We start from the raw sequence: 21,035 nt of genomic DNA, 5'->3' as shown, positions 1-21,035 counted from the left end.
GGTGAACACAAAATGGGAAACTCTGCGCTCCAGGAAACATTTTTGTTAAAAATAGTTTCCGATTTTGATTCTGATAATCAATTTGTTACGATTTTTCACAAAATATAATGCAATGGAAACGTTGGGAATAAAAATGTTTCCATAGTTTTGCCGCGGATTTAATAGAAAATGAAAAATGGAAACAAAAGACAGAATATTGTTAGGTGCACAAGAGCTGTTCTTTAAGTATGGTATTAAGAGTGTTACAATGGATGATATTGCAAAACATTTGGCGATATCCAAAAAAACAATTTATACTTTTTTTAGCGACAAAAATGAATTAGTAGAAACATTAATGAGCGTTAAAATTAAAGAAGATGAGTGTGAATTAAAACAAATTCAGGAAGAATCAGAGAATGTAATTGTTGAGGTGTTTAACATGATGAAACACATGGGTGCAATGTTTTCAAAAGTAAATCCGAATATTTTTTACGATTTACAAAAGTACCACCCCAACGCCTGGAAACAATTCAAAAATTTCAAAAATGATTGTATGGCAAAAATGGTGGAAAGTTCAATAGAACGTGGCATCAAAGAAGGGTTGGTTCGGGCAGATTTAAATGCAAAAATTTTGGCTCGAATGCGTATCGAACAAGTAGAGATGGGACTAAACCTAGATGTTTTCCCACCTGATAAATTTAAAATGCTGGAAGTTCAAATAACCATGATTGATCATTTTCTTCATGGTATTTGTACACTCAAAGGACATAAAATGATTAATAAATATAAACAACTTACCGAAGAAGAATAAAACAATATCGTATGAAAAAAATAGTAATAATATTAGGAATGGCATTGTTTACAATGAATTCGTTTGCTCAAACGAAGGACAGTGCATCGTTTTCTTTTTCATTACAGCAATCCATTAAATATGCATTGGAAAACCAAAAGGATGTTAAAAATGCCATTATTGATGAACAAATTGCTCAACAAAAAGTGAACGAAATCATGGGAATGGGCTTGCCGCAAATTTCCTCGAGTTTCGATTTAAGAAATTTCGTTGAATTACCCACATCGCTTATCCCAGCTGATTTTTTTGGAGGCCCTCCGGGAACATTTGCTGCTGTGAAATTTGGAACAAAATACAATGCTACAGCCGGTATTGATGCCTCGCAGTTAATCTTTAGTGGAGATTATTTTTTAGGAGTAAAAGCATCTAAAACATTTGTTGAAATTTCTAAAAAGTCTACGGAACGTACAAAAATAGAAGCAGCTTCCACCATTTCAAAAGCATATTATACCGTGTTGGTAAATCAGGAGCGCATGCAATTAATGGACGCAACGATTGTTAGAATTAAAAAAACAATGGAGGACACAAAAGCATTGCTTGATAATGGCTTTGTTGAAAAGTTGGATTACGACCGACTGATTGTTACTTATAATAATTTAATGACAGAGCGCGAAAAAGTAGATCGCTTGTTACAATTGGGTGTCTATTTGTTAAAATATCAAATGGGGATGGATATTTACGCTAATCTTATTTTAACAGATAAACTAACAGATGTAAAATTAGAAGTGCTATCTGATGCGGTTACCCAAAAATTTGATTACGAGAAACGTGTTGAGTACAGTTTATTTGATTCACAATATAAGTTAGCAAAATTGGATTTGAAACGTCAACGATTTTCTTACTTGCCAACTGCATTTGCTTATGGAAGTGTGAGTGGCGCTGCTCAGCGAAATGAGTTTGATATTTTTGATACCGACAAACAATGGTATCCAACGGGTGTTATTGGGGCAAAAGTAACGTTGCCAATTTTTACTGGGTTTCAGAGACATTATAAAAATCAACAAGCAAAACTTTCTGTTTTGAAAGCAGAAAACAATGTTGATTTTATTAAAAAATCAATTGACCTCGAATTAGCATCTGCAACTTCCATTTTGAAAAATGCAGCCATGTCTTTAGAAAATCAGAAAAAGAACATTGCCATCGCAGAAGAAGTAGTGCGCGTTTCGAAACTGAAATATGAGCAAGGCGTTGGTTCGAATTTGGAAATGATTACTGCTGAAACCAGTTTGAAAGAAGCACAAACAAATTACTTTAATGCACTGTTTGATGCACTTGTCGCAAAAATTGATTTTGATAAAGCAAACGGAAATCTTAAATAACTAAAAACATTAAACACGATATAATACTTTAAAAAGATGAAAAAATTATTATTGATACCAACCCTTACTTTGTTATTAATTGCTTGTGGTTCAGGTGAAGATAAAAAAGCACAACTGGAAGATTTGAAAAAACAGGAAGTAGACATTAAAGCAAAAATTGCTGCACTGGAAGCGGAGTTGAATACTGGGGCAGACTCAGCAAAAAATGGAATTGCTGTTGCCGTAATGACACTAAAAGCAGAAGTGTTTAAAAACTATATTGATGTTCAAGGGCGTGTGGATGCAGATCAAAATGTTGCATTGAGTACTGAAATGCCAGGTACGATTACTAAAATCAATGTAAAAACTGGTGATGAGGTGAGTGTTGGACAGGTGCTTGCTGAAACGGATGCTCGTGCGATTAACCAACAAATATCAGATTTGCAAACAAATTCAGATTTAGTAAATCAGATTTTTGAAAAACAAAAAAATCTTTGGGAACAGAAAATAGGAACCGAAGTACAATACCTTCAAGCAAAAACAAATAAAGAAAGCATGGAAAAAAAGATGGCTGCAATGCAAGAACAATTGCGCATGACCAAAATTATTTCCCCAATCAATGGAACGGTAGATGCAGTGGACATTAAATTCGGACAAGCCGTTGCTAAGAATCCTGCTATCCGTGTGATTAACTATTCGAACCTAAAAGTAAAAGCAGATGTTGCAGAAACGTATGCGTCTAAAATTAAAAAAGGAAATGAAGTGGTAATTCATTTTCCGGACACAAACGATTCTATTGTTACAAAGGTTGATTTTGTATCGCGTGCGATTAATAATGCAAGCAGAACTTTTTCTGTAGAAGTATTGCTGGATAATAAAAAAGAGTATCATCCAAACATGGTGGCTAAATTGAGCATTAACGACTATCAATCATCTGAACCTGAAATTTTAATCCCTGTTCGAACCATACAAAAAGATGAAAGCAATCAGGAGTTTGTTTATTTAGCAAAAGGAAACACAGCTAAGAAACAATTGGTGAAAATCGGAAAAACATATAATGGAAAAGCTGAAGTAGTTTCTGGTTTGAAAGAAGGAGATGTTTTGCTTACGCTAGGTTATGATATCGTTAATGAAGACGATGCGATTATTTATAAAAAATAAAACTTGCCTAAAATAAAATTTAACAGCCTGTTTTCCTCTTTGTTGGTGCTGAATTCTCTGCACAAAATGGGTAAACGACAAAAGAAATAGAAATATGAAATTTAAAGAATTTAAACCATCCAGTTGGGCGATTGATAATAAAATCAGTATTTACATACTTACATTTTTTATCACGATTGCAGGACTTTTTTCTTACAACAGTCTTCCGAAAGAGAGCTTTCCAGAAATTGTTGTCCCAACAATATATATTAATACTGTTTACTTAGGAAACTCTCCTACGAACATTGAGAACCTTGTTACCAAACCAATTGAAAAACAATTGAAAGGCTTGTCTGGGATGAAAAAGTTGAACTCCACTTCATTACAGGATGTGTCTGTAATTATGGTAGAGTTTAATACCAACATGAAAGTGTCGGATGTAAAGGAAAAGGTAAAGGATGCTGTTGATAAAGCAGCAATGGATCTTCCAAAAGATCTTACACGTCAGCCAAATGTGATGGAAGTTAACTTTTCAGAGTTGCCAATTATGTATGTGAATCTGGCAGGAAAAATGGATCTGAACAAACTTAAGCTATATGCAGAGAGTGTTAAAGATAAGATTGAAGGGATGAAGGAGATTTCTAAAGTAATTATGGTTGGAGATTTGGAACGAGAAATTCAAGTGAATGTTGACATGTATAAAATGCAATCTGCTAATTTGTCTTTAGGTGACATTCAGCGTGCAGTTCAATATGAAAACATGAATTTTTCTGGTGGGTTGGTGCCGATGGATGGAATGAAAAGAAATATTTCTATCAAAGGAGAATTCAAATCTGTTTCAGAAATTGAAAATATTATCGTTACCTCAGGAACAGGAGCAAAACTTTATTTAAAGGATATTGCGGATGTTATTGATGGAAATAAAGAGCAAGAAAGTTATGCCCGTTTGGAAGGTAAAAATGTTATTACTCTGAATATTGTAAAAAGATCCGGAGAAAATTTAATTGATGCTTCTGATAAAATTACTGCGCTGTTGGAAACAATGAAGAAAGAGGACTTTCCTACAGATCTGAAAGTTACCGTTACAGGTGATCAATCGGAAAAAACCAGAAGCACGCTTCATGACCTTATTAATACCATTATTATTGGATTTATTTTGGTAACGTTTATTTTAATGTTCTTTATGGGCGTTACCAATGCATTGTTTGTTGCAGCATCAGTTCCCCTCTCCATGTTCATTGCTTTTTGGGCTATGCCGGCAATTGGAGGAGCATTCGACTTCAGTTATACAATGAACATGATTGTATTGTTCGCATTTTTACTCGCACTCGGAATTGTTGTAGATGATGCTGTGGTAGTAATTGAAAATACACATCGGATTTTTGATAATGGGAAAGTGGATATTAAAACGGCAGCAAAGATGGCAGCCGGAGAAGTGTTCATGCCTGTATTGAGCGGAACATTAACAACTCTTGCTCCGTTCGTTCCGCTTTTATTCTGGAATGGAATCATCGGTAAATTTATGTTTTTCCTGCCCATTACACTGATTGTTACATTGCTCGCTTCCTTGCTAGTTGCTTACATCGTTAATCCTGTTTTTGCAGTAGACTTTATGAAGCCACATATTGCAAATCACAAAGAGAAATGGACAAAAAACACTACGTTTACTGTTATTGGATTTGTTGTTCTTGCCCTATTTATTCATATGCAAGGACATCATGCCACCGGAAATTTAACCTTCTTTATTCTCGGCTTTTATTTATTAAATAAATTTGTGTTGTATGGAATTTTTGAAAAATTTCAGACGAAAACATGGCCAGCATTTCAAACACGTTATGTTAAATTTTTAACAAGATTCTTGAAACGCCCAGGATTAGCGTTGATTGGTGTGTTTGGATTATTTGTGCTTTCACTTATCTTTTTTACTGTACGTGGCCCAAAGGTGGTTTTCTTCCCGCAAGGAGATCCCAACTTTGTTTATGTTTATTTGAAATTACCTGTTGGAACAGATCCGATTCAGACGAATAAAGCAATGCTAATTGCTGAAAGTAAAGTGAATCAAGTATTAGGAGATTCTAACAAAATTGTAAAATCAATCATTACTAACGTTACAAAACAAACTACAGATCCGCAGGATCAAGATCAAAGTGATTATCCAAACAGAGGTAAAATTGCTATTTCATTTGTTGACTTCAAAGATCGAGATGGGCAATCGACATCAAAATATTTGGAAGAACTTCAAAAAATGAATTGGAATATTCCTGGAGCTGAAATCTCTGTTTCAAAAGAACAAGCGGGACCTCCAGTTTCTAAACCAATAAATATCGAAATAACCGGAGATAATTTTGATGAATTGGTTTCAAACTCAATTCAATTAAAAAGATTTTTGGATAAACGAAAAATTGAAGGGGTTGTAAATATTAAATCCGATTTTGAAACAATTAAACCGGAAATTGTATTTAACATTGATCGTGAACGAGCAAATCGTGAGGGAATTAGTACTGCAACTATCGGGATGGAAATAAGAAATGCTGTTTTTGGTTCTGAAATAAGTAAGTTCAGAGATGAAAATGATCAGTATCCAATTCAATTACGATATAAGTATGATCAACGAAACAATATTGAAGCATTGAGGAATTTAAAAATTACTTTCCGTGATATGAACATGGGTGGTATTTTAAGAAGTGTTCCATTGTCTTCATTTGCTACTGTAGAATACAGTAATACCTACGGTGGAATTAAACGTAAAATGCAAAAGCGGGTCATTTCATTGTCATCTAATGTTGTTACCGGATTTAATGAAAACGAAGTGGTGGGTGTTGTGAAAAAGGCGCTTGCCGAATATGTTCCCGTTGGTAAAGTTACTGTTGCGCTCACCGGACAACAAGAAGAGCAAGCTGAAACGGGTGCATTTCTTGGAACAGCTTTACTTTATTCCATTGCGCTAATGCTCTTGATTTTGGTACTCCAATTTAATGCCGTTGGTAAACCGTTAATTATCTTATCTGAAATTTTGTTTAGTATCATAGGTGTGTTAATTGGAACGGCCTTATTTAAGATGGATATGAGTATTGTCATGACTGGTGTCGGAATTATTGCATTGGGTGGTGTTGTTGTTCGTAATGGGATTTTGCTAATTGAATTTGCCGAAATGGCGCGAGGACAAGGAATGAGTTTGTGGGACGCTACAGTGGAAGCTGGACGAACACGTATGACACCCGTAATTCTTACTGCAACAGCTGCAATATTAGGCTTGATTCCTTTAGCAGTTGGTTTAAATATGGATTTTGAAACCTTATTTGCATCAAATAACCCTCAGTTATATTTTGGTGGAGATAATGTTGTGTTTTGGGGACCGCTTGCTTGGACGATGATTTTCGGTTTAGCATTTGCAACTTTCCTTACATTACTTTTGGTTCCTGCTATGTACCTGATGTCGGAGCGATTAAAACGTAAATCAGAAATCGTTTTAAAATACATGGGATTATCTGCTGCATTGATGTACGTTCCCTTCTTTGTTTTGTTGATGCGATTTATTCTTTATGTGAGAGGCACAAAATTAGAATATGGTAATTTAGACTATTAATAATCGAAAGGCTTCACATCTTGTGGAGCCTTTTTTTTTCGAAAGAAAATGGTGACACTTCGGTATAATATATCTAAACCTGCAAACATCATTTATGATGAATTGTCGGATATGCTTAACTTTGTTAGCGTTCATCCTGTAGTTTATAAGATTGATAGTGCTGGAGAAAATGAATATATCTTTTATGAAAAAATAAATGTTCTGTTTATTCCTTTTCGTTTTAATTATAAAGTGAGGTTGGATGCTCTTGAAAAAAGCAAAACAATAACAATGAGCTCCGTTGTCAGAAAAGGTGTTTTGTTAAAGTTAGAATTTGTGCTGGTGCCACACGGAAGTACTACGGAAATAACAGAGAAGGTGTCAATTCAGGCGAATGTATTCATTCGGCTGATATTCGAAAACGTACTAACACGCGTGCACAAAAAATTATTTTTAAATATTGAAAACAAATAAAAAATGAAAAAATTTACCCTAATCGCATTTGTAACAATTGTCATTGCAGCGTGCAATAGCAAAGATGATACAGCTATTCCTTCGCGGAAAGACCTCACGCAAGCCGTGTATGCTTCCGGTAAAATATTTCCAATTAATGATTATAAAGTATTCAGCAAGTTACCAGGATATATTGAAAAAATTCATGTAGAAGTGGGAGATTCAGTAAAAATCGGACAAGCATTAATGACCATCCGAAGTGAGGTGAGTGAATTGAATGTAAATACCGCTAAAAACTTATTGCAATTGGCACAGAATAATGCGAATCAAAATTCTGCTTACCTCACCGCATTGAAACAAGATGTCGCTTCTGCAAAATCAAAATACGAATTGGATTCTGTAAATTATAACCGATTCTTGGTTTTGATGAAGGAAAATGCCACATCAAAATTACAGCTCGATCAGTCAAAAACGCAGTTTGATATTTCAAAACAAAACTATTTAAAAGCATTGAGTTCGTTCATTAATACAAAAGATAAAATTCGTGTGGAGCTCGAAAATGCACAGTTGCAATACGAAGCACAAGTATCCAACAAAAATGATTATACAATTACTTCTGCAGTCAATGGAAAGGTGTATGATATTGCTCCAAAAGAGGGAGAGCTAATCAACACTCAAATTATGCTCATGGAGATTGGTGATGGTGAGCGATTTGAGATTGAACTAAGCGTTGATGAAACAGATATCTCATTAATTAAGATCAATCAGGAGATTGTTTTTGCAATTGATGCTTATAAGGATGCTGTGTTTAAAGGCAAAGTGGTGGAGGTCTACCCGCGTATCAATCAAAGTAATAAAACATCAAAAGTATTGGCATCGATTCAATTGGATGCTACCACACAAATATATTCCGGGATGTCCGTGGAGGCAAACATCATCATCTCCGAAAAGAAAAATGTATTGGTCATCCCCCGTGAATTTTTAGTTGAAGGGACTAAAGTGAAAAAGAAAGGAAGTAAAGAATTGACAACAATAAAGAAGGGTGTATCCGACTTGGAGTTTGTGGAAATTCTTGAAGGGGTTGATGAAACAATGGAAATTGAAATGCCTTAAAATGAATAAGAATCCACTTTTTAAAATTGCATTAACTCATTTGTTCTCTAAAAAGCGACAAACAATTGTTGCGATGTTAGGTGTAACATTCGGAATCGCTATTTTTATTTTTCAAGCAGGATTAATGTCCGGCTTTCAAGATTTTTTTATTCAGGAAACCGTAAACACTACTGCGAACATTCGAATCTATAATGAAGCAGAAAAGAATCGAGCGAGCATTTTAGATAAAATGAATCCGGATCCTCACCATTGGAATGCCGTTCAAAATCAAAAACCAAAAGATGAAAAAACAAAAATTAAAAATGGTTATCAAATCATTTCTGTTTTGGAAAAAGATCCTCGTGTTGCAGGGGTTTCACCGTTTTTAGGCTCTCAGGCTATTTTTAAAGTTGGGATTTCTCAAATAGCCGGACGCGTTTCAGGAGTGGATATCATCAAAGAAAATATTTTGTTTGATGTTGCTAAAAACATGAGGCAAGGGGATATTACCAAATTAGAAACAATCCCCAATGGAATTATTTTAGGTGACGGACTTGCCGATTTACTAGGTGCCAAATTGAATGATAACATTTCTGTCGTTTCCCCTTTGGGTGTAAATTTAGATATGAAGATTGTGGGAATTAATCATAGTGGATTAACAGATGTGGATAAAAGCAGAGCCTACATTAACATTCGCAATGCGCAAAAATTATTGCAGGTGGATGGGGAGTACATTACTGATATCAATATTAAATTGAAAGATTTTGAACGTTCCGAAGAGTTGGCAAAATTGTATCATACGAAATTTGGATTTCGAACCATTGATTGGAAAGAAGCAAATGCAAGCGTATTTAGCGTTTTTAAAATTCAAAACATGGTTACTTACTTAATTATAGTCTCCATTTTAGTGGTATCCGGTTTTGGAATATTTAATATTTTAATGATGATTATTTATGAGAAAATGCCTGATATCGCTATTCTGAAAGCGATTGGCTACAAGGATAGAGATATAAAAATTATTTTTCTTACGGAATCATTAGTTATTGGAATTTGCGGTGGTTTGTTGGGTTTGCTGGTAGGTTTCTTAATGCAGAAAATAGTTGGAGGCATTCGAATGGACATCAAAGGATTTGTGTCGATGGAGTATTTGCATTTTAACTCAACACCGGCTTTTTATTTGTTTGCTTTTGTATTCGGACTTATCACAACAGCTGTGGCGGGATATCTTCCGGCACGTAAGGCCGCAAAAGTGGATGCAATTGATATAATTCGATCGAAATAAATGAACGCTACTTCCATCATAAAAACAAAAGATCTGAACAAAAGCTTTCATGATCCGGTTGAATTTCAAGCATTGAAAAACATCAATGTTCAGATTAATCAAGGGGAATTTGTTTCCATCGTTGGTTCGTCCGGCAGCGGAAAATCTACTCTGCTTTATGTTTTAAGCACATTAGATACTGATTATACAGGACACATCTATTTTGATGGCGATGATCTAAGTTTGAAAACTAAAAATGAATTGGCAGAAATCCGGAATGAAAAAATCGGTTTTGTGTTTCAATTTCATTATCTGTTGCCGGAGTTTACCGTTCTTGAAAATGTTTGCCTGCCAGCCAATAAACTTGCTAAATTCAGTGAAGAAGAAATTAAAGAACGGGCATATAAAAAATTGGATTTATTAGGTTTGCGCGACCAAGCACTAAAAAAAGCGAATAAACTTTCAGGAGGACAACAACAAAGAGTCGCTATTGCCAGAGCTTTAATTAATGATCCAAAAATTATTTTTGGGGATGAACCAACAGGAAATTTGGATTCGAAGAACTCACAGAATGTTTTTGAAATTTTTAAAGAACTGAAAGAACAGTTTAATCAATCCATCGTTGTGGTAACACACGATATGAACTTTGCAAATAAAACGGATCGGATCATTACCTTAAGTGATGGCGAGGTTGTTTAACAAATGGGAGCTGCAGGTTTTATAGGTTTAGGAATACTTTTTATGATGAGCCTCCCGCTCATTACCTCTCGCTTTGCAAAACGAATGGGACGGAATCCGAAAGTCTGGTTCTTGCTTGGAATACTTTTACCAGTTATTTCAACATTTATAATCTTGTTTCTTCCTGATCGCTCCGAAAAAAAATAGCGGTTTTATTTCTTTTTCTTCTTTTCTCGTGCCGCTTTTTTCTGTTCTTCTTTTAATTTCTTTTTTGCTGCATCCTCTGCCATTTTCTTTTCTTTCGCTTCTTTACGCAATTGTGATTTGTTTTTGGTGAATTCAATTGCTCTTAAACCAATAAATACCCCATAAGAATATTGAAACTGCTGCGTTCGTAATGTTTTGATTTGTGATTGTGTAACATCTGCATTCGCAAAAACACCTCCGAAGAACACTTTCCCATTATAACCCATGCTGGCTTTCGCTCTTCCAATCAAGGGTAATGCAATTCTATAATGGTTTCCTATTGGGTATTTGTAAATCTGTGACTGAATTCCGGCACCAACAATATAGGCATTCGAAAAATAAAAATTGTTTTTTGTTAAATTGAATGCATAACCACCCTGGAGAAAAAATGCAATGTTTCGATTCCTTTGTAAGTTGGAAATATTGCCATAAAATGCTTTGACACTATCTGGAATTAAATCGCCACTTTTTAATTCATCAAATCGCAACGAGAGAACCATAATTCCGGATCCTGCACTTTTTTTCTGCAATTGCGTTTGATTAAAAGCCGCATTGTATGAGAATTTCTTTCCATTGAAAATAAATATCGCGTTTGCTCCAACTTTATAAGAACGGATATCATTGTTGTAATTTTTATTTAATATTTCATCTCCCTTATAGTGAAAATAGAATCGTTGATAATCCATGTAATATCCCTCAAAACCAAAGCGTGTTCCGTAGATATTCATCTGAAATTGTTTATGCCCTGATTTTACTCGCCCTGTTGTATCCAAATAATCGTTGGTGAATTTAAAAATATAGGTAAATCCTATTCCTTTTATATTCAAAGAAACGCCTGCCGTAGTTGGAATATGAGGCGAATAATACAATTTGGCATCATTCAGTTGTTGCTCCGTAAACAAATTGTTGTTGCGTGGTGTTAAATTGTAGATAAAGCCATTGTTGACTAAGAATGTTTTAACAGCAAAAATATTTTTGAACCGTTGCACATAATTCGTGTCTACTTCGCCAGCATGACTGAAGAACGTTATCGCAATGAATGAAAGGAAAAGGACGTTTTTTTTTAACATGAATCCGGTTGCTCTTACTGCAAAAGTAAAACAATGTGTTAAATATTCTAAAAAATTCATGCTCCGTCAAACAAATTCTACCGGATTGCGTTTTTGCCCTGATTTTACTCACTATATATTGTTAATCGATGCTATTGTAATTTATTTTATCTTTGTATGAATATATTGTACTCCCAATTAGGAATGGAATTTAAAGCAGGTAAATTGCTGGAACAAATTGAGTATCCGGCAGATTTAAGAAAGTTAAAAGAAGAACAACTTCCCGAGCTCAGCAAAGAGCTGCGTCAGTTCATCATTGATGTTGTTTCTCAAAAAGGCGGACACTTTGGTGCCAGCTTAGGTGTTGTGGAACTTACTGTTGCTTTGCATTACGTTTTTAATACTCCGTATGATCAATTAGTATGGGATGTGGGGCATCAGGCCTACGGACATAAGATTTTGACTGGTCGCAGAAAGGTTTTTCATACCAACCGGGTTTATAAGGGAATTAGTGGCTTTCCAAAACGATCGGAAAGTGAATACGATACATTTGGTGTCGGGCATTCTTCCACTTCTATCGGAGGCGCGTTGGGAATGGCGGTGGCTTCTGCCTATAAAGGCGAGAAACAACGTCAGCACATTGCTGTTATCGGTGATGGCGCTATGACAGCCGGTCAAGCTTTTGAAGCACTCAATCATGCCGGAATTACCAACTCCAATTTATTAGTTGTTTTAAATGACAATTGCATGAGCATTGACCCGAATGTGGGGGCATTGAAAGAATATTTAACGGACATCACTACATCACATACCTATAACCGAGTGAAAGATGAAGTCTGGAATTTGCTAGGTAAAATCAGTAAGTTCGGACCGAATGCTCAAGAAATTGCGTCTAAAATTGAGAATGGAATCAAATCCTCCTTGCTGAAACAAAGTAATATGTTTGAATCATTGAAGTTCCGTTATTTCGGACCGGTAGATGGGCATGATGTGGAACGTTTGACAAAAGTATTGCAAGATTTAAAAGATATTCCCGGACCTAAAATTTTACACATTCTCACTCAAAAAGGGAAAGGATATAAGTTTTCGGAAGAAGGAAATCAAACAGTTTGGCACTCCCCGGGCCTCTTTAATAAGGATACAGGAGAAATTATCAAAATCGTACCTAAGGAACCACAACCACCCAAATACCAAGATGTATTCGGGTATACCATTGTTGAGCTGGCGGAGAAAAATTCGAAAATTATGGGAATTACTCCGGCCATGCCGAGCGGTTGTTCACTTAATATTATGATGAAAGCAATGCCCGACAGAGCTTTTGATGTAGGAATTGCAGAGCAACATGCCGTTACTTTTTCAGCCGGGTTGGCGACACAAGGATTGGTTCCTTTTTGCAATATTTACTCTTCTTTTATGCAACGTGCCTACGATCAAGTGATACACGATGTTGCCTTGCAAAAATTGCATGTAGTTTTCTGTTTGGATAGAGGAGGATTGGCCGGTGCTGATGGTCCGACACACCATGGCGCTTATGATTTAGCATTTTTCCGTTGTATTCCGAATATGATTGTTTCGGCACCTATGAATGAAGAAGAATTGCGTAATTTAATGTATACCGCTCAACTTCCTGAAACAAATGCTCCTTTCTCCATTCGTTATCCACGTGGAAACGGTGTCATGATTGATTGGAAAACACCTTTTCAAAAGGTTAGGATAGGTGAAGGAAGAAGAGTTCAAACAGGTGAAGACATAGCATTTTTAACCATTGGACACATTGGTAATAATGCGATTGCTGCTTGCAAAGCATTGGAATTACAAGGCATTAAAGCAGCTCATTATGATATGCGCTTTGTGAAACCAATTGATGAGCAACTCCTACACGAAGTGTTTTCAAAATACACAAAAGTCATCACGATTGAAGATGGTTGTATTATGGGCGGAATGGGAAGTGCCGTTTTGGAGTTTATGGCTGATAATAACTATAGTGCAAGCGTAAAACGATTGGGCATTCCAGATAAATACATTGAGCATGGCGAACAAAAAGAACTATATACCGAGTGCGGTTATGATGTTGAAAGCATCATAAAAACAGCAGTTGAAATGGTCGGGTTCAAGAAAAACACGATGGTAGGATAATTTTTTTAAAAAGGTATTTGAACCGCTTTAGCTGAGGCTTTGGCGGTTTTTTTATTTTTTCCACAAGTTATAAAAACTCTTGTTGTTGCTGATGATATTGTATTATATTTGGAGGAAATTTAAAAAAACGTTAAAGAGATGACTATTCAAAAAACAACACAATTCGCTACATTTATTGCTGCCTCAATGCTTCTTATTGCTTGTGGTTCTTCAACAGATGACTCTTCAACTGAAGCGGTTGATACAGCAAATGCTACCACCAAAGTGAAGGATGTGAAAGCGCAAAATGTGTTCTATTCTATACCATCTCCAATTGAAACCACCACCTTATTGAAGGCTGCCGGTGCCAAATACAATGCAAAAATTTTAAACCCTATCGAAAATGCAGGGAAATATGAAACGGTAGCTGCCAAAGCATTGAATTTAGGAGTTTATGGGTCAGATTTAAGCTTTACCAGCATCTTTGATCAAACACAAGAATCCATGTTGTACTTGCGTTGCACAAACAAACTAGCAAGTGGTTTAGGCATTAGCGGTGCTTTTGACGAAACAACAACCTCTCGGATTGAAGCAAACATGCAAAATAGAGACTCTTTATTAGCAATCATTTCCGACTCCTATTGGAATGCGGATGCATACTTGAAAGATAATGGTCAGCCGGGCGTTTCTGCATTAATTGTAGCAGGTGGTTGGATTGAAGGATTGTACATTGCTACTCAAATTGCTGCAACTACCAAAAATGATGGAGTTGTTACCAGAATAGGGGAGCAAAAGCTTTCTTTGGAGAATCTTATTGCGTTGTTAGAGAGCTATAAGTCTGAAAATGATGCAATTCCGGCCTTGTTGGCTCAGTTTACCGATCTTAAAAAGGCTTTTGATGTGATTCCTGCTAATGCGAACGAAACAATTGCGACTACAGACTCCGTAAATCACGTTTCTACCATTTCGAATGGTAGCGATTTTAAACTAAATGCAGCTCAATTGAAGCTAATTTCAGATAAATGTGCTGAAATTAGAAACAAAATCATCCAATAAGGCGTAAAATGCCTTGATGAAACAGAGATACTCCTTGATTGTTTTGATTGCTATCGGCATCTTAACCTTCACATCTACGGCTATCAACGCCCAGTGTAGCGCTTTTACAAAAAAAAAGTGCATGCCTAAAATTCAGCCTTTTCAGCAAAGTGGACAGATAAATACATCTACCATGAGTGCAGGGCAAAAAACTTCCTTAAACATCACCTTTTATTCGGGTCAAGACTACCGGATATTGGTTTGTGGACAACCTCAATTGGGTGATCTTGCTTTCAGAGTGATGGATACCAACCGAAAGGTGGTTTTCGATAGTCGAAAAAATGATTATCCTGATTTTTGGGATTTTAAAGTAAAAAACACGCAACAATTCATTGTGGAAGTTTTGGTTCCTGAATCCGAATCCACCAGTTCAGTTCTTCCTTCCGGTTGCGTTTCTATAATGGTAGGATTCAAAAAAGCATAGAAAATTGATGATAAATGGAAAGTCCCGCCAGAAATAGCGGGACTTTTTTATTCCCATCATTCTATAATTGTCACCCCTGACAAATTCGCTTGGTTGTTTTTTAAAAATGCATACGTGATTTTATCTACAAGACAGTTGATAAACTCTACGCGTTTAAATTTTTCGTTGTACTTAAAAAAAGTATTCAGAATTGTAGCATCTTGAAAAGTTACTTTGTAAAATCCACACTGTTCAAAATGACAATCTTCAAATTTTCCTTCGAAAACAACATTGCTTAGGTTTGTTTTTTTAAAGGAAGTAAACTTCCATACTACGTCTTTGATGATATTGCTTTCAAAATTTACTCCGGAAAATTCTGCTCCGGAAAAGTTTGCTTCAGAGAAATTACATTTCTCAATATTATTTTTTAAAAATTCCGCGTCAATAAACGAACAATTAGTGAACTGATTATTTAATAAATTGGAGGATTGAATTTTGCTGTCGCGGAGGTCTGAAGATGAAAAATTACATAGTTCAATGTTGTTGTTTCCCAAAATAAGCCCCGATAAATCTGCATTCGAAAAGTTGCAGTTCTTCATATTGGAAGAGCTAAATTTTTCTTTTAAATTTTTTAGCCCCGAAAAGTCAGCATCAGCCCAGTTTCCTTTTGACATATCCCAATTCCAATCAAATTTTTTTCTTGGCTGAGCATCAGAAGTTTCAACGACATCCGTCTTTTGTTTTTCGCTTGTCGACAAAAGCGATGCGCTGGTTTGAAAACTATCCGAGAAATAGTTTAGGTCCACTCCGAAAATTTCTGCAAGCCGGCTTAGGGTCGTAATGTCGGGCATCGACTCCCCACGTTCCCATTTGCCCACTGCTTGAGGACTGATTGACACTTGCTGTGCAAGTTCACTTTGAGAAAGATTTATTTTCTTTCTTGCTTCGGCAATTTTATTGCCAATTGATTTTGAGTTTAGCATCATATTTTTTTGTTTTTAGATGCTGCAAAGTTATTTTGTCTCATAGGCGTATTGCAAATAAAAACAACTACTTGTGGTTGTAAATGCCCTACATTCAGTTGTTTTTTGACAACCAGTAGTTGTTTTTATATTATTTTATTGGTTAGTTATAAGAAAGGTTTATTAAACCTTGTTTTTTTCTGCCATTCTATAAAAAATCCCTCAACAGATTCTGAAGAGGGATTTTTAAAACTTAAAGAGAATGGTGTTTTGAACTCACCTTACTCAGAAGGTTTCTGCTAAACTTAGAAACAATCTGAATTTTTGGAAGCTCTATTTTACAATTAATTTTTTTGTGAAGCTTTCACCATCTGCTGTTAGTTTGATGAAATATACTCCGGCAGACAACTTTGTGTTTTCAGAAATCGAATATTGATGCTCACCGGCACTCACGTTTCCATTTACAACTGTTGCTACCTCTTTTCCTACAACATCATAAATCGTGATGTTGGTTTGTTTGCTTTCCAATAAGTTGAAGGTAATAATGGTATTATCTTCAGCAGGATTTGGATATACATTAAAGTTCAAGTTGTTTGCTAACTCGTCAACACCAACCGCACCCATAATATTAATATCATCTAAATAAATATTATTTCCGGCATCGCTGGTGAATTTAAACATTAGAAATAAACTTGGTTCTGAAGCAACAGAAGCTAAGCTTAACGATTTTGTTGTCCATTGAGATGCTGTAGGAACAAATGAACCTGCAACAACTCCAGCTGTTGAAAGTGTAGCACCAGTCATTGTTTGACGCAACGACCATGTTTGTCCGCAAGTAGCAGACACATAAATTTGTAATTTATCAGCAGATGTTGCCGTTTTTTGCGCATGTGCAAATTTATAGGTTAAAGTTGGCGTTCCTGAAATGGCCGTCATGTCAATTGGCGGAGAAATCAATTCGTCAATATGCGTGTCGTAAGTACTTGAATTCACAATGCGCACTGATTTAGTTCCGGTGGCTGCCGCAGCAGTGGTTTGCGTCCAAGTATTAGATCCTGCATTTGCATTACGTACATTCCAGTCAACATTCGGTACTGCAGCTCCTTCAAATCCTTCAGAATAAAAAGTAGACGAATAAGTAGCTGTATTTGGATACACTGTTACATAAGATGTTTTAGTAGCATTTACGGAGCCTGATCCATTGGCTACTACTAGCGTTACATCATACACTCCTGGCGTATTGTAGGTAATTGTTGGCATCGAATCGGTTGAAGTGGATGGTGTTCCCCCTGGGAAAGTCCATGTCCAGCTTGTTGGATCACCATTCCAAGATAAGTCGGTGAATGTTAAACTATCCCCTTGACAAACAGTATTTAAAACATCATTTGATTGAAAGTCAGCCAAACACAAGACAGAAGGTGTACTCAAGCCGGTTGCAGTTAAATTGCCTGGCGACCATAAATTATTTCTGGACGCAGTTGTGCTGGTAAGTGCGGTACGCATTTTTGTTTTTTGTCCGGCTGTAAACATATTGCTGCAATAAGCATACTCCATATAATTTTGTACGTTTTCAATAATCGGAGGATTACAAACCGCATCGGACAATAGACATGCTGTATGACCCATAGTTGTTGGTGTATCAGATACTCCATCACTTGCCGAGCAATCAACACCAGGGTCATTGGTTCCGCCCCACGTATGATCAAGGTTTAAATAATGCCCGATTTCATGTGTTAATGCACGTGAGCGGAAGGGTGAACCGGATCCGATACTTCCAACATAAGTTGACAAGATTACGATTCCATCATTTGCGGGAGCAAACACCGTTGCACCAGGTTTATACGCATATCCTGCTGCTCCGCTAGAAATGGTTTTAACAACCCAAATGTTTAAATATTTGTTGCGTGGCCATTGATTTAATTTTGAATCATCATCCCCTACATTGGTTTCAGATGAAAAAATGCGATCAATACCATTGGTGCAATTTCCAGATGGATCTTTTTGAGCTAAACGAAACTGTATTTCGCAATCTGCTGCAATTGCTGTAAAAGATGGTACTACAGCAGAAATATCTGCATTTAATTTGCGATAATCTTCATTCAAAATACGCATTTGGTCATGAATTTGTGCATCGGAAATGTTTTCCGGTCCACCTTCATGAAGAATATGAAAAACAACGGGAATGGTATAAATCGGAAGCATTGCACGCCCGTCAGCATCTTTGTAGCCGTTTTTAAAAGCAATAAAATCAGCTTCTTCGGCTGCTTTTTCGTCAGCAAGATATTGCGCTTTTAAGGAAGGGTGTTCCTCAAAATACTTCGCCATCATTTCGGATGTGCTGCAAGGTTTTAAATCTTGTGCTCGCGTGATGCTCGCTGAAATTACCGAAAGAAGGGCGATTCCGAAAAGTTTGGTAAATGTGTTCATTTTTAATAGCATTTTAAATTATAGTTTAGAGAGGGGATGATTTTTTATTCGTAGTCTTTGATGGATGAAAGTACACCCTTAATACTGTTTATGTTAGCTAATATATTAATATATTTTTTAGAAACAAATTCAGGCTCCGAAAGTTCATTATTGACTTTATAACCGATAAAGTCTTCTAATCGGCTAAAGTCTTCCTTCTGCGCTGCCCGTATTTCATCTTGCATGGTCGTATTTACTACGCCCGGAGCAATCGAAAAGATGTGAAACCCTTTGTGAATGCTCTCCTGGGGCTTTGTTGCCCTGATTTTTTGTTCTGCATCCACCACCCGGCTAAACATGTCAATTCCTGCTTTTGAGGAACAATAAACAGCCCATCCGTCTATCGGATTTTTGCCGGCTCCGGAGCTGATGTTCAGAATCACTTTTTCAGCATCGGTAGAATCATAACATTCAATAAAAGCATTTGTAAGAACGGTTGGTGCAATTAAATTCACCGTATAATTTTTAATAATGGTATCTGCATCCAATTTACCTACCGGCTTAATAAATCCCAAAACCCCTGCGTTGTTTATCAGATATACTTTTTTTGCATTTGCGTGCAAATCAAATTTGAATTTCGATATCGCCCCTACATCCGTTAAATCTAAGTAAGAGTGCTTATAATTTTGGTGCTCAATGCTTCTGTGACGAGAAATTCCAATCACTCTGTTTGATGGGTTTTCCAATAAATGTTCAGCAAACGCTTTTCCAATTCCTCTGCTCGTTCCGGTTATGTAATAATAGTTCATTCTCACATTTTGTATATCATAAAGATAGCCAAATAAAACAAAAAAAGCAAGAGGTTTTTATGCTCTTGCTTTTTATAATATCAGTCGGAAAATGATTCTGTTATCCCAATGCCTGCTTTAAATCAGCAATCAAATCTTCTACATTTTCAATTCCCACACTTAGTCTTAAAAGTGATTCTACTACTCCTGCTTTGTCACGCTCCTCTTTTGGAATAGAAGCATGGGTCATTGTTGCCGGATGATTAATCAACGACTCAACGCCTCCTAAAGATTCTGCCAATGAAAACACCTTCATGCTGGATGCAATTTTAAAAGCATCTTCTTGTTTATTTCCTTTTAAGGAGAATGAAATCATTCCACCAAAATCTTTCATTTGCTTTTTGGCAATGTCGTGATTCTGGCTATCCGGAAATCCGGGCCAATACAACTTATCAATCTTAGGATGTGTTTTTAAAAATTCTGCAATTTTTCTTCCATTAAAACAATGACGCTCCATTCGGATGTGCAATGTTTTTAACCCGCGTAAAACCAAAAAGCTATCCATTGGTCCGGGTGTTGCCCCACAACTATTATGTATAAATGCTAATTGTGTATATAAGTTATCATCACTAACACACAATGCCCCCATAATCACATCACTATGTCCACCCAAATATTTTGTTGCAGAATGCATCACAATATCAGCTCCCAATGCCAATGGGTTTTGTAAATAAGGAGAGGCAAACGTATTGTCAACAGCACAAATCAATTTATTTTCCTTTGCAATTTTCGCACATGCTTCAATGTCGATAATCTGCATCGTTGGATTGGTAGGTGTTTCCAACCAAATCATTTTTGTGTTGGCATTGATGTGTTTTTTAATCACATTCACATCTTTCATATCGATGAAATGAAACTTGATTCCAAATGGTGCAAACACCTTCGTAAACATTCTATAGCTACCACCATATAAGTCATCACCTGTAATCACTTCATCCCCCGGACGCAACAATTTCATTACCGCATCAATCGCACCCATTCCGCTTGAAAAGCACAATGCATGTTTTGCTCCTTCTAATTCCGCCAAGCATTTTTCTAAAGCAGTCCGTGTTGGGTTTTTACCACGGGCATAAGCGTATCCTTTGTGGTTACCTGGACTTTCCTGCCAATACGTGGATGTTTGGTATATGGGAGTCATGATGGCTCCTGTTGTTGGATCAGGCTCTTGTCCTGCATGTATCGCTTTTGTTCCAAAGCCTAATTTTGTAGTATCTGACATAAGATTGTTTATTTGAAGTGTAAAGGTAACAAATATTTGATTTTATAGTTTTTTGGTTGAACTTTACCCAATGCTTTACGCGATTTTTTTGCCATTATTGGTGAGTTGGATATTCAAACGAATAAATTCAAAACGAATTTACCTAACGTATATCATTTCCGGTATGATGGTGGTTTTTATCCCTTTGTTTATTACAGTCATTAGAATGATAAACACTTTTCTGACGATGGGAGCGCCAGACACAGCCGCGTTTGCGTTTCATTTTGCGGAGATGACCGGTGGTATACTAATTATGGTTTTTATAACGCTCTTTTTTCAATACATCTTTAATAAGACAATGGGCTTGAAAAGGATTTAACATTTTTTAATTTTTAAT

The 21,035-nt window shown here is 36.2% G+C and carries 17 protein-coding genes; 12 read left to right on the top strand and 5 right to left on the bottom strand.

All coding sequences use genetic code 11. From position 1 onward, the window contains the following. Nucleotides 1-175 precede the first annotated feature (175 nt). The 8 genes from IPP64_16950 to IPP64_16915 all read left to right on the top strand — a co-directional run bounded on the left by IPP64_16950 (nt 176) and on the right by IPP64_16915 (nt 10,337). Nucleotides 176-790: a TetR/AcrR family transcriptional regulator gene (locus IPP64_16950; GenBank protein MBL0331051.1), complete on the top strand. Its 615-nt coding sequence runs from the start codon at nt 176-178 to the stop codon at nt 788-790. Between the two features lie 11 nt (nt 791-801). After that, nucleotides 802-2,148 carry a TolC family protein gene (locus IPP64_16945; GenBank protein ID MBL0331050.1) on the top strand — a complete coding sequence of 449 codons (1,347 nt, stop codon included), beginning with the start codon at nt 802-804 and terminating at the stop codon, nt 2,146-2,148. 36 nt (nt 2,149-2,184) lie between these two features. Continuing rightward, nucleotides 2,185-3,288, top strand: a complete 1,104-nt coding sequence (locus IPP64_16940) for an efflux RND transporter periplasmic adaptor subunit (protein MBL0331049.1) — start codon at nt 2,185-2,187, stop codon at nt 3,286-3,288. Between the two features lie 94 nt (nt 3,289-3,382). Next, nucleotides 3,383-6,853, top strand: coding sequence for an efflux RND transporter permease subunit (locus IPP64_16935; GenBank protein MBL0331048.1), 3,471 nt, complete (start codon nt 3,383-3,385; stop codon nt 6,851-6,853). Between the two features lie 48 nt (nt 6,854-6,901). Beyond that, nucleotides 6,902-7,306: a hypothetical protein gene (locus IPP64_16930; protein MBL0331047.1), complete on the top strand. Its 405-nt coding sequence runs from the start codon at nt 6,902-6,904 to the stop codon at nt 7,304-7,306. A gap of 3 nt (nt 7,307-7,309) precedes the next feature. Continuing rightward, the gene (locus IPP64_16925) at nt 7,310-8,398 is read left to right on the top strand and encodes an efflux RND transporter periplasmic adaptor subunit (GenBank protein ID MBL0331046.1); all 1,089 of its coding nucleotides are present in this window, start codon (nt 7,310-7,312) and stop codon (nt 8,396-8,398) included. Nucleotide 8,399: 1 nt separating this feature from the next. Then, entirely contained in the window at nt 8,400-9,659 is a 1,260-nt protein-coding gene (locus IPP64_16920) for an ABC transporter permease (protein ID MBL0331045.1), read from the top strand. After that, the gene (locus IPP64_16915; protein ID MBL0331044.1) at nt 9,660-10,337 is read left to right on the top strand and encodes an ABC transporter ATP-binding protein; all 678 of its coding nucleotides are present in this window, start codon (nt 9,660-9,662) and stop codon (nt 10,335-10,337) included. A gap of 191 nt (nt 10,338-10,528) precedes the next feature. Here the strand turns inward: IPP64_16915 and IPP64_16910 are convergent, their stop codons facing one another. After that, nucleotides 10,529-11,692: a DUF4421 family protein gene (locus IPP64_16910; GenBank protein MBL0331043.1), complete on the bottom strand. Its 1,164-nt coding sequence runs from the start codon at nt 11,690-11,692 to the stop codon at nt 10,529-10,531. 123 nt (nt 11,693-11,815) lie between these two features. On the opposite strand from IPP64_16910, the gene IPP64_16905 reads away from it, so the two are divergent. The 3 genes from IPP64_16905 (at nt 11,816) to IPP64_16895 (ending at nt 15,245) form a co-directional block, all read left to right on the top strand. Further along, complete coding sequence (locus IPP64_16905) at nt 11,816-13,747, top strand: 1-deoxy-D-xylulose-5-phosphate synthase (GenBank protein ID MBL0331042.1); 1,932 nt, start codon at nt 11,816-11,818, stop codon at nt 13,745-13,747. A gap of 138 nt (nt 13,748-13,885) precedes the next feature. Further along, a complete protein-coding gene (locus tag IPP64_16900; GenBank protein MBL0331041.1) occupies nt 13,886-14,782 on the top strand; it encodes a hypothetical protein in 897 nt (298 codons plus the stop codon). Nucleotides 14,783-14,798: 16 nt separating this feature from the next. Further along, nucleotides 14,799-15,245, top strand: coding sequence for a hypothetical protein (locus IPP64_16895; protein MBL0331040.1), 447 nt, complete (start codon nt 14,799-14,801; stop codon nt 15,243-15,245). A 56-nt stretch (nt 15,246-15,301) separates the two neighbouring features. Here IPP64_16895 and IPP64_16890 read toward each other — a convergent pair whose 3' ends face one another. From IPP64_16890 to IPP64_16875, 4 genes are all read right to left on the bottom strand, one after another. Next, the gene (locus IPP64_16890; protein MBL0331039.1) at nt 15,302-16,207 is read right to left on the bottom strand and encodes a pentapeptide repeat-containing protein; all 906 of its coding nucleotides are present in this window, start codon (nt 16,205-16,207) and stop codon (nt 15,302-15,304) included. A gap of 312 nt (nt 16,208-16,519) precedes the next feature. Continuing rightward, nucleotides 16,520-18,613 (bottom strand): T9SS type A sorting domain-containing protein, encoded by a 2,094-nt coding sequence (locus IPP64_16885; protein MBL0331038.1) that lies wholly within the window; start codon nt 18,611-18,613, stop codon nt 16,520-16,522. Between the two features lie 44 nt (nt 18,614-18,657). Beyond that, nucleotides 18,658-19,401, bottom strand: coding sequence for an SDR family NAD(P)-dependent oxidoreductase (locus IPP64_16880; GenBank protein MBL0331037.1), 744 nt, complete (start codon nt 19,399-19,401; stop codon nt 18,658-18,660). 100 nt (nt 19,402-19,501) lie between these two features. Further along, on the bottom strand, nt 19,502-20,659 hold the full coding sequence (locus IPP64_16875) for a cystathionine gamma-synthase (GenBank protein ID MBL0331036.1): 1,158 nt from the start codon (nt 20,657-20,659) through the stop codon (nt 19,502-19,504). A 70-nt stretch (nt 20,660-20,729) separates the two neighbouring features. Here IPP64_16875 and IPP64_16870 point away from each other — a divergent pair, with 70 nt between their 5' ends. After that, the gene (locus tag IPP64_16870; protein MBL0331035.1) at nt 20,730-21,017 is read left to right on the top strand and encodes a hypothetical protein; all 288 of its coding nucleotides are present in this window, start codon (nt 20,730-20,732) and stop codon (nt 21,015-21,017) included. The last annotated feature ends 18 nt before the right edge of the window (nt 21,018-21,035 follow it).

Source organism: Bacteroidota bacterium (assembly GCA_016722565.1).
GTDB lineage: Bacteria > Bacteroidota > Bacteroidia > 2-12-FULL-35-15 > 2-12-FULL-35-15 > 2-12-FULL-35-15.
This window is presented reverse-complemented; position numbering and strand designations above follow the sequence as displayed.

Excerpts from the sequence above, each read along its gene's own strand:
- IPP64_16950 (MBL0331051.1), top strand. The coding sequence starts at position 176 with ATGGAAACAAAAGACAGAATATTGTTAGGTGCACAAGAGCTGTTCTTT.
- IPP64_16945 (MBL0331050.1), top strand. The coding sequence starts at position 802 with ATGAAAAAAATAGTAATAATATTAGGAATGGCATTGTTTACAATGAAT.
- IPP64_16940 (MBL0331049.1), top strand. The coding sequence starts at position 2,185 with ATGAAAAAATTATTATTGATACCAACCCTTACTTTGTTATTAATTGCT.
- IPP64_16935 (MBL0331048.1), top strand. The coding sequence starts at position 3,383 with ATGAAATTTAAAGAATTTAAACCATCCAGTTGGGCGATTGATAATAAA.
- IPP64_16930 (MBL0331047.1), top strand. The coding sequence starts at position 6,902 with ATGGTGACACTTCGGTATAATATATCTAAACCTGCAAACATCATTTAT.
- IPP64_16925 (MBL0331046.1), top strand. The coding sequence starts at position 7,310 with ATGAAAAAATTTACCCTAATCGCATTTGTAACAATTGTCATTGCAGCG.
- IPP64_16920 (MBL0331045.1), top strand. The coding sequence starts at position 8,400 with ATGAATAAGAATCCACTTTTTAAAATTGCATTAACTCATTTGTTCTCT.
- IPP64_16915 (MBL0331044.1), top strand. The coding sequence starts at position 9,660 with ATGAACGCTACTTCCATCATAAAAACAAAAGATCTGAACAAAAGCTTT.
- IPP64_16910 (MBL0331043.1), bottom strand. The coding sequence starts at position 11,692 with ATGAATTTTTTAGAATATTTAACACATTGTTTTACTTTTGCAGTAAGA.
- IPP64_16905 (MBL0331042.1), top strand. The coding sequence starts at position 11,816 with ATGGAATTTAAAGCAGGTAAATTGCTGGAACAAATTGAGTATCCGGCA.
- IPP64_16900 (MBL0331041.1), top strand. The coding sequence starts at position 13,886 with ATGACTATTCAAAAAACAACACAATTCGCTACATTTATTGCTGCCTCA.
- IPP64_16895 (MBL0331040.1), top strand. The coding sequence starts at position 14,799 with ATGAAACAGAGATACTCCTTGATTGTTTTGATTGCTATCGGCATCTTA.
- IPP64_16890 (MBL0331039.1), bottom strand. The coding sequence starts at position 16,207 with ATGCTAAACTCAAAATCAATTGGCAATAAAATTGCCGAAGCAAGAAAG.
- IPP64_16885 (MBL0331038.1), bottom strand. The coding sequence starts at position 18,613 with ATGAACACATTTACCAAACTTTTCGGAATCGCCCTTCTTTCGGTAATT.
- IPP64_16880 (MBL0331037.1), bottom strand. The coding sequence starts at position 19,401 with ATGAACTATTATTACATAACCGGAACGAGCAGAGGAATTGGAAAAGCG.
- IPP64_16875 (MBL0331036.1), bottom strand. The coding sequence starts at position 20,659 with ATGTCAGATACTACAAAATTAGGCTTTGGAACAAAAGCGATACATGCA.
- IPP64_16870 (MBL0331035.1), top strand. The coding sequence starts at position 20,730 with ATGCTTTACGCGATTTTTTTGCCATTATTGGTGAGTTGGATATTCAAA.